The following is an 8,117-nucleotide window of genomic DNA, read 5'->3' as shown; positions in this document are numbered from 1 at the left end:
AAAGACAAGAAGGATCTGGGAGTACATTCTGAGATGATATCTGATGGGATTGTGGATCTGGTTGAATCGGGAGTAATAACAAACAAGAAAAAGACCCTCCATCCAGGAAAGATAATTGTGACTTTTTTAATGGGAACTAAAAAATTATATGATTTTGTAAATGATAATCCCATGGTTGAGTCCGATTCTGTGGATTATGTGAATGAACCCATGGTTATTATGAAAAATTATAAAATGGTATGTATAAATTCCTGTGTTGAGATAGATCTGATGGGACAGATAACTGCTGAGAGTGTTGGATTGAACCAGATAAGCGGAGTAGGGGGACAAGTTGATTTCATGAGGGGAGCAAGCAAGGCCAAGGATGGCAAGTCAATTATAGCCATACCGTCTACTGCAAAAAAGGGTACGGTATCGAAGATAGTGCCTTTCTTGAGCAGAGGATCAGCAGTCACTACTTCAAGGAATGATGTACACTATGTAGTGACGGAATACGGAATTGCACAGTTTAGAGGCAAATCGTTGAAGGAAAGAGCCAGGGNCACTACTTCAAGGAATGATGTACACTATGTAGTGACGGAATACGGAATTGCACAGCTTAGAGGCAAATCGTTGAAGGAAAGAGCCAGGGAGCTTATAAGAATTGCACATCCAAAGTTCAGGGATGAACTGATAAGTGAATTTGAAAATAGGTTTAATTGCAGTTATTAAAATAAAGTGTAATCCATTTCTTTTTTACGACTTTTTTATTTAACTGAATATATTGACTGAATAAAATTTATATCTTATACTTAACGGTAAGAGTAATAGATGATCTGTAAAATTTAATATTTGGTGTTAGGTGATGTTTTGAATATTTAAAAGGAAAAGTATAGGAAATACTGCAGTCCCACCGCTACTGTATGGAGGATGAAACCTTGTTTATGTCACTGGTAATATACCGGGAAGACAAGGAAGTAGGATGAATCTGAGCCAGGAAGCCTGCCTGACATTTTTGTTCATTTTTCGGAGGGAAACATGGTACGTTTTATTAAATTGTTTTTTAGTGTCAAAATATATATAAGCAGCCATGATTGAATGTAAATAGTGGGATCCTTAGGGATCCCTTTATTATTGGAATTGATTTGATGTTTTGTTCAGGAAAGGGGTTATGATATGGAAGATATGAAAAAAATTGTCGGCAAAATTGCCATGTTTTTGTTCGTAATTGGCATTGCTTTATCAGGATTCACTGGAAATGTATATGCGGATTCAAGCAATTCTGGAAACATGAGTGCGACTGAAAATGAAAACAGGCTTTGGGGAGAGGACAGAATAGAAACGTCTCTAAAAATAAGTCAGGAAGGATGGAAATATGGTGCGGCTACTGCTGTTATAGCTCAGGGGTATGGATATGCAGATGCACTCTGTGCAGCACCTCTTGCGAAAAAATATAATGCTCCCATAATACTTTCAAGACAGGATTCGCTGGATGATGAAACTATAAAAGAACTTAAAAGGCTCGAAGTGGATAGAGCATTTGTGATTGGTGGAACAGGTTCTTTATCTGATAATGTGGAATCGCAGCTAAAAGATATTGGTGTCAGCACTGTGAAAAGATTAGGTGGACAAGATAGGTATGAGACCTCTGTGAAAATAGCAGAAGAATTGGAAAATGTCAGCAATATTGTAGTTGCATCTGGAAGCGGCTATGCCGACAGCCTTTCAATAGCCTCAATAGCTGCTAAAAAGGGAATGCCCATATTGCTGTCACAAAGCGATGCCCTTCCACAGGCAGTGAAAAATTATTTGAAAAACAGAAATATAGAAAAAACTTACATAGTAGGCGGCACTGGAGTCATATCCAGCGACCTGGAATCTTCTTTTACAAATGCTGTAAGACTTGGGGGTGCTACCAGGTTCGATACAAATCTGGCCGTGCTTCAGAATTTTAAATCCGATCTTAATTTTAGCAATGTGTACGTGGCAAGGGGAAATGGACCCAATGGGGATGAGTTTGCAGATGCGCTTTCCGGCTCAGCTCTTGCAGCTACAGAATCCGCACCTGTTGTCCTGACTGACAATACTGTTGCTTCGAAAACAGCGGATTTTTTAAAAGAGAACATGTCAGATAAAACCGTTATTACTGCATTAGGCGGCACTGCGGTAGTTCCAGCTGTGATTTTGGACGATCTGGTTCGCTATTTCAATGGAGAGTCCACCAGCGGCGGTATAGGAGATGAAACCAAGCCGGGTACAGGAGGCGGAACTTCTGCAAATTCGGGAACTTTCACTTTGGAAATTACTAAAGATAATAATGGAACCATTCTTGAAGAAAAGACGTTGAATGTAGAAGAAGATAAAGTTGCCCTTGATTATTTAAAAACTGTTGTAGATAAAGTGGATATTAAAAGTAGCTATATAAATTCTATGTCAGTAAATGGACAAGATTATGTCAATGAATCTGCCCAGGATTTATCTCATGGCACCAGTTGGTTCATATATGTAAATAATGAATTTGCCCAGGTAGGTGTTCAAGCCATAGAGCCGAAATCTGGAGATGTTATAAGATTTGATTACCATGATTGGACTTATGATAATCCAGGTGGAACTGGAAGTGGTTCCAGTGGCGGTTCTGGAGGCGGAAGCAATAATCCACCTAAACAGGATACTCAGCTGACGACATTGAATGGAGACGAAAACCAGGGGCTCAATCTTTTGATTACGGAAAAGGTGGATGGGTAGCTGTGGACAGAGCAATAGCAAATCTTGCACTGTACAAGGCTGATAAGGATACAGTATCAAATTATATTGATAATCTTAAAGAGGCTTTAAAAACTCCAACTATTGGAACATATGAAAAAGGTGTACTTGGGTTATTGGCAGCAGGTAAAGATCCCACAAATTTTGACAATATAAATCTTGTGGAGAAAATATATGATTATGATGAGCAGACTATGAAAAATGGAGGAATGAATATTTATTTGTATGCTCTTTTGGCTCTGGATGCGGCAAATTTTTATGTACCTGAAAATGCAGTCTGGACCAGGGAGAAATTAATTGATGCCATATTGAATGATCCCGGAAGGCAAAATGGTGCCTGGTATTCTAATATTAATCAATATAATGGAGGATCTGTAGAATATGTCATGGATCCGGATACCACAGCTGTGGCACTTTCAGCTCTTGCACCTTATTACAATAAGAATAAAGATGTGAAATCTGCAGTAGACAGTGCAGTACAGAAACTTTCTGATGTACAAAATGAAGACGGTGGATTTACATCTTGTTATGGCGGGGAAAATTCCAACAGCACAGAAATGGTCATAATTGGTCTTTGTGATAATGGCATAGATCCTGCTACAGACAGTCGATTTATAAAAAATAACAAAAACCCTATGGATGCTCTTTTAAGTTATGCAGTGAGTGATAAGTCTGGATTTGGTGTCAACGATAATGAAACAATAAATGCATATGCTACAAACCAGGGACTGGAAGCATTGGTATCCTATAAACTTTTAACTGAAGAAAAAGGATCTGTATACAAGGGATTTTATGTTCCTGCAACCAGCATAACCTTAAATGAAAGTGAAGATAAATTAGTAAAGGGTGGAAGTGTACAGCTTACAGCATCTTCATTACCTGGTGATGACAAAATTTCATGGAGCAGTTCTGATAATAATGTAGCTACAGTTGATTCTAACGGTAAGGTTACTGCAGCTGGAGAGGGAAATGCCACCATAACGGCTGAAGCTGAAGACAATCCTGATGTAAAAGATACATGTGAAATTACTGTAGTCAAGGAAATAGTTAACATAGAAAATTTAACTGAAAATACCAGTTTTACTTTGGGAAATGATGCAAATATAGAAATAAAGGCTAGTAATGCCTCTTCTACAGATCAGCCGGTTACATTGATGGTAGCCTTGTATGATGATAATAATAAAGGCAAATTTATCAATCATGTGAGTGTAAGTCAGTCTATAAAAAGCGGTGATTCCTCTACTATAGATGCATCCATGCAGATTCCATCCACGGGAAAATATACATTAAAAGCTTTTGTTTTAGATGACAAAGATAATCCGCTTTCAGATACTATAGAAATACCTATAAAATAGCATTTTAGGGAATACTTAAAGAATGGCTGTTACACTTACAGCCATTCTTTAAACAGCTGATAAGGAAGTGAATATCCATGACTTATAAAGATGAAGAAAAATCCAGGTATTTCATTGATTTTAAACAGTACCACGTGCTGACGGCTTCTCTGGTTTTTATGTCCATGATGGTAATAATATTTTCCAACGACAACCCGGTGATACTGTCATCCGTATATGTTTTTATTTTGTTTATTGCGGTGTTTTGCAGTGAAAAGCACAAATTCAGAACGGCACTGTACTATTTTTTCCCAATTGCTTTTTTTATAATTTTGCTGAATGTACTCTTTGTGAGTTCCGGGAGAACAACACTGTTTTATCTGTTTAATAAAAGATTTACGCTGGAGGCGTTTATATATGCCCTGGTGATGTCCTTTAAGTTTCTTGCGGTAATCTATCTTTTTATAATACTCGAGCTTATGGTTGATTCTGACAGGGCAGTTTCCTATTTTTCATCCATAATGCCCAAATCCACTCTCATGCTCATGATAAGTTTCAAGCTCATACCCAGTATGAAGGATAGATTTAGAAATTTAAAGGAAATATATGAGGTAAGAGGTGTGATGTTTGACAAGAAAAAAGCCAGAGAAAAAGCTGCAAGTTATATTCCTGTGATGTCCATACTTCTTGAGGATTCCATGGAAGGCTCTTTTAACATAGGTGAGGCAGCCTATGTCAGAGGATTTTTAAGCGGAAGCAGAAGTGTCTATGAAAGGCAGAAATTTAAAGCAGGGGACTGGGAGATAATAGCTTTGAGTACTGCCCTTATTATATTTTATGGAACAGCACAGTTTAAAGGATGGGTGCAATTTAACATATATGATGGTGTAACCATTGTGAATTTCATCAACATTGGAATAGCTGTAATTTTTGCCTTTATAGTAGCTATTTCATTAACTGTAATATTGAACGGCGAGGAGAAAAAGTATGGCATATATAGAGATTAAGGATTTGAATTTTACTTATCCTATGGAAAAAGAGAGGTCTTTAAAAAATATAAATTTACAGTTAGAAAAAAATGATTTTCTGTTAATAGCAGGAAGATCGGGATCTGGAAAATCGACTCTTGCCAGGGCAATAGTTGGTACAGTACCTAATTTTTATGGCGGTACCATAGGCGGGGAAATAAAAATAGGTGGAAAATATTTAAAAGATATGAGCCATAGGGAAAGAGCAGAAAAGGTAACCATGGTATTTCAAGATCCTGAAAAACAGCTTATGATGAATAGAGTCCACAGGGAAGTAGCATTTGGACTGGAGAATATAGGAGTGGATGAAGATGTGATCAAGAGGAGAGTTTATGAGGCACTTCAATTTTCGGGAATACTTCATCTTGCTGATAGAGATATTGCTTCCCTGTCAGGAGGGGAAAAACAGAAAGTGGCAGTGGCCTCTGCCCTTGTATATATGCCGGATTGTATAATACTGGATGAACCAACTTCACAGCTGGATCCCTCTTCTGCAGAAGAAATGCTGAATATAACTAAAAAAATAAATGAAGAACTCGGAATAACCATAATAGTCATAGAGCAGAGAGTGAACAGGTGGTTTGATACTGTGGATTCCATAGCTGTCATGAATGATGGGACTTTGGAGTTATTTGAAGATAAGAGAGATTTTTATTATAATTGTAATAAAAGACAATTTATGTTTATGCCCGATTATCTCAAGTTCTTTAAAAAAATGAATTTTAATAAAATGCCGCAAAATTTTAAAGACGCCCGGGTGGAAATTCTAAACAGCTCATTGAATGTAAAATCAGGAAATGAAGTTGCTGCTGCTGAATTCCAGAATAATGACAAAGAAGTGATTTCTGTAAACAAATTAAATTGTAAATATGGCTCTAAACAAGTTTTGAGAGATATAAATTTTACTGTGGAAAATGGTGAATTTATTGCAATATTGGGAGCCAACGGTGCCGGAAAAAGCACTCTCTTAAAAACTATTCTGGGACTTGTGGAGCATGAAGGCATCATAAGGCTCTATGGAGAAGATACTTCGAAAATGGATATAAGGCAGATAGCCAGACATATAGGATATATATCTCAAAATCCCAATGATTATTTGTCAAAGGACAGTGTTTACGAAGAAGTTAAATTTACCATGGACAATTATGGGATATATGATGAGAAAATAGTGAATAGCGTTTTAAAAGAACTTGAAATATATGATCTGAAGGATAAAAACCCAAGGGATTTAAGCGGCGGTCAGCGTCAGAGGGTAGCCATAGCCTCCATACTTGTATTACAGCCTGATATGATTCTACTGGATGAGCCAACGAGAGGCCTTGAGAGTGGACTTAAAAACAAATTGGGGAAATTACTTCAAAATCTCAATAGAAAGGGTACTTCCATTATTTTGGTGACTCATGATACAGATTTTGCCAGTAATTTTTGCAGAAGATACATGATTATGTTCAATGGGAGAATTGTGGCAGACGGAAATAAGAGGCAGGTATTGGGAGATGGAATATTTTATACAACTTCCATGAACAAATTGTTGAGGGATAAGGATGATAGTATATTTACCCTGGAAGAAGCCATTGAAAGGTGTTCAATATGAAAAAATTTATTATTGTAGTTACTTCTCTTATAATCATAGTGCTAATGGCACTTACGGTTAGAAGTAATTTTCAAACAGGAGTTTCACTTATATGCACTGTGAGTGTTTTTGCAATACTTTTTATGAGTTATTTCTATTTTGAAAAAAGTCACTCAGGTACTAAGGAAATTGCTATAATAGCTACTTTAAGTGCATTTGCAGCTGTTTCCAGAATAGTATTTGCTGCTGCTCCAAATATACAACCGGTTACTTTTTTAGTGGCAATTTCTGGCTTTGTATTTGGATCTTATGAGGGATTTTTAATTGGAAGCACTACTGCATTTTTATCCAATATATTTTTTGGTCAGGGACCCTGGACTCCCTGGCAGATGTTTTCCTGGGGGCTTGTGGGAATCATTTCAGGGATATTGGGGAAGAGCGGCAGAAAAATTTCAACTTTTAAATTCTCAATTCTGTGTTTTTTGTTTGGCTTTATGTTTGACTGGATTATGAACATTCAGTATATATTGGCTTTCGTAAAACCTATAAACTTAGGCTCAATTTTAGCTGCTTATGCTTCGGGATTGACTTTTGATATTCTCCATGGAATCAGCTCTTTTGTGTTTTCAGTTATATTTTACAAGAGGTTTTTACCGGTGCTTCAGCGCTATAATAGGAGATTGATTATAAGTTACATGAATACTAAAAAGGGAGATGAAATTAATGAAGAATAAAAAGAAAAAGTATATAATAATTGTATCTGCTGTTGTGGTATGCGCTGTTATATTTGCGCTTGCGATCAAGGCTCAGAACGTATATACCAGCACTATTTCAAATAAACAGGCAAGTGCAGAGAAAGCCCAAAATAAGTCAAATAGTACAGCTCAAGCTGGGAAAAGCCAAAGTGGTGCTAAAGATGAAAAGGGAAATCCTGCTGTCTCCAGCAAATCGTCTAAAAATTCTGCTTCCAGCAGTTTAGATGGAGCTTCAAAGGTAAACAGCAAAACTGGACAGACTTCTTCAACTCAAGGTGGTTCTTCACAAAATTCCAGTGCACCCGGTGCTAGTTCTCAAAAGTCGGTAGAGCAGTCTTCTATTGAGATTATTGATGAAGCTCATGGAAATAGAGTTGTTTTACAAAAAAATTTGAATGGTATAGATGGACAAACCGTAGGATATGTAACTCAAAAGGTTCTTGATGGAGTCAAGATAAGTTACACAACAAAGGGAACTGGTTCTACAATTTATTTCTCAGATATAAATGGGCTGAAAGAGAGGGCAGAAGGACCCATGTCCGGATGGTGTTATTATGTGAAGAAAAAAGGACAGTCCCAATTTGTAAAGGCCAATATAGGAAGTGGACAATATGTGTTGAAGAGTGGGGATTCTGTGATTTGGAAGTATGTTAAAAATGGTATGTAACGATTAGATTATATTTGT

Annotated in this window: 7 protein-coding genes and 1 riboswitch; all 7 genes read left to right on the top strand. The window is 37.0% G+C overall.

Annotation, left to right across the window (positions count from 1 at the left end; all coding sequences use genetic code 11):
- The coding region (locus ACFHWD_RS01890) for an acetyl-CoA hydrolase/transferase family protein (protein WP_378059984.1) at positions 1–711 on the top strand (711 nt) is incomplete at its 5' end.
- A 111-nt stretch (positions 712–822) separates the two neighbouring features.
- Positions 823–1,004: riboswitch (cobalamin riboswitch) on the top strand.
- Positions 1,005–1,155: 151 nt separating this feature from the next.
- Positions 1,156–2,724: a cell wall-binding repeat-containing protein gene (locus tag ACFHWD_RS01885; protein ID WP_378059982.1), complete on the top strand. Its 1,569-nt coding sequence runs from the start codon at positions 1,156–1,158 to the stop codon at positions 2,722–2,724.
- A gap of 2 nt (positions 2,725–2,726) precedes the next feature.
- Positions 2,727–4,097 carry an Ig-like domain-containing protein gene (locus ACFHWD_RS01880; RefSeq protein ID WP_378059980.1) on the top strand — a complete coding sequence of 457 codons (1,371 nt, stop codon included), beginning with the start codon at positions 2,727–2,729 and terminating at the stop codon, positions 4,095–4,097.
- A 77-nt stretch (positions 4,098–4,174) separates the two neighbouring features.
- Positions 4,175–5,083, top strand: coding sequence for an energy-coupling factor transporter transmembrane component T (locus ACFHWD_RS01875; protein WP_378059978.1), 909 nt, complete (start codon positions 4,175–4,177; stop codon positions 5,081–5,083).
- Positions 5,064–6,698 (top strand): ABC transporter ATP-binding protein, encoded by a 1,635-nt coding sequence (locus tag ACFHWD_RS01870; RefSeq protein WP_378059975.1) that lies wholly within the window; start codon positions 5,064–5,066, stop codon positions 6,696–6,698. Before ACFHWD_RS01875 ends, ACFHWD_RS01870 begins: the two co-directional genes overlap by 20 nt.
- Positions 6,695–7,411, top strand: a complete 717-nt coding sequence (locus ACFHWD_RS01865; RefSeq protein WP_150358067.1) for an ECF transporter S component — start codon at positions 6,695–6,697, stop codon at positions 7,409–7,411. Before ACFHWD_RS01870 ends, ACFHWD_RS01865 begins: the two co-directional genes overlap by 4 nt.
- Positions 7,401–8,099 (top strand): DUF4430 domain-containing protein, encoded by a 699-nt coding sequence (locus ACFHWD_RS01860; RefSeq protein WP_179978061.1) that lies wholly within the window; start codon positions 7,401–7,403, stop codon positions 8,097–8,099. The genes ACFHWD_RS01865 and ACFHWD_RS01860 overlap by 11 nt, the downstream gene beginning before the upstream one ends.
- Positions 8,100–8,117 lie beyond the last annotated feature (18 nt).

The organism is Clostridium sp. MT-14 (assembly GCF_042436595.1).
In the GTDB taxonomy this organism is placed as follows: Bacteria; Bacillota; Clostridia; order Clostridiales; family Clostridiaceae; genus Clostridium_B; species Clostridium_B aromativorans.
Note: the sequence above shows the minus strand (reverse complement) of the source record. Positions and strands in the feature narration are given on the sequence as shown.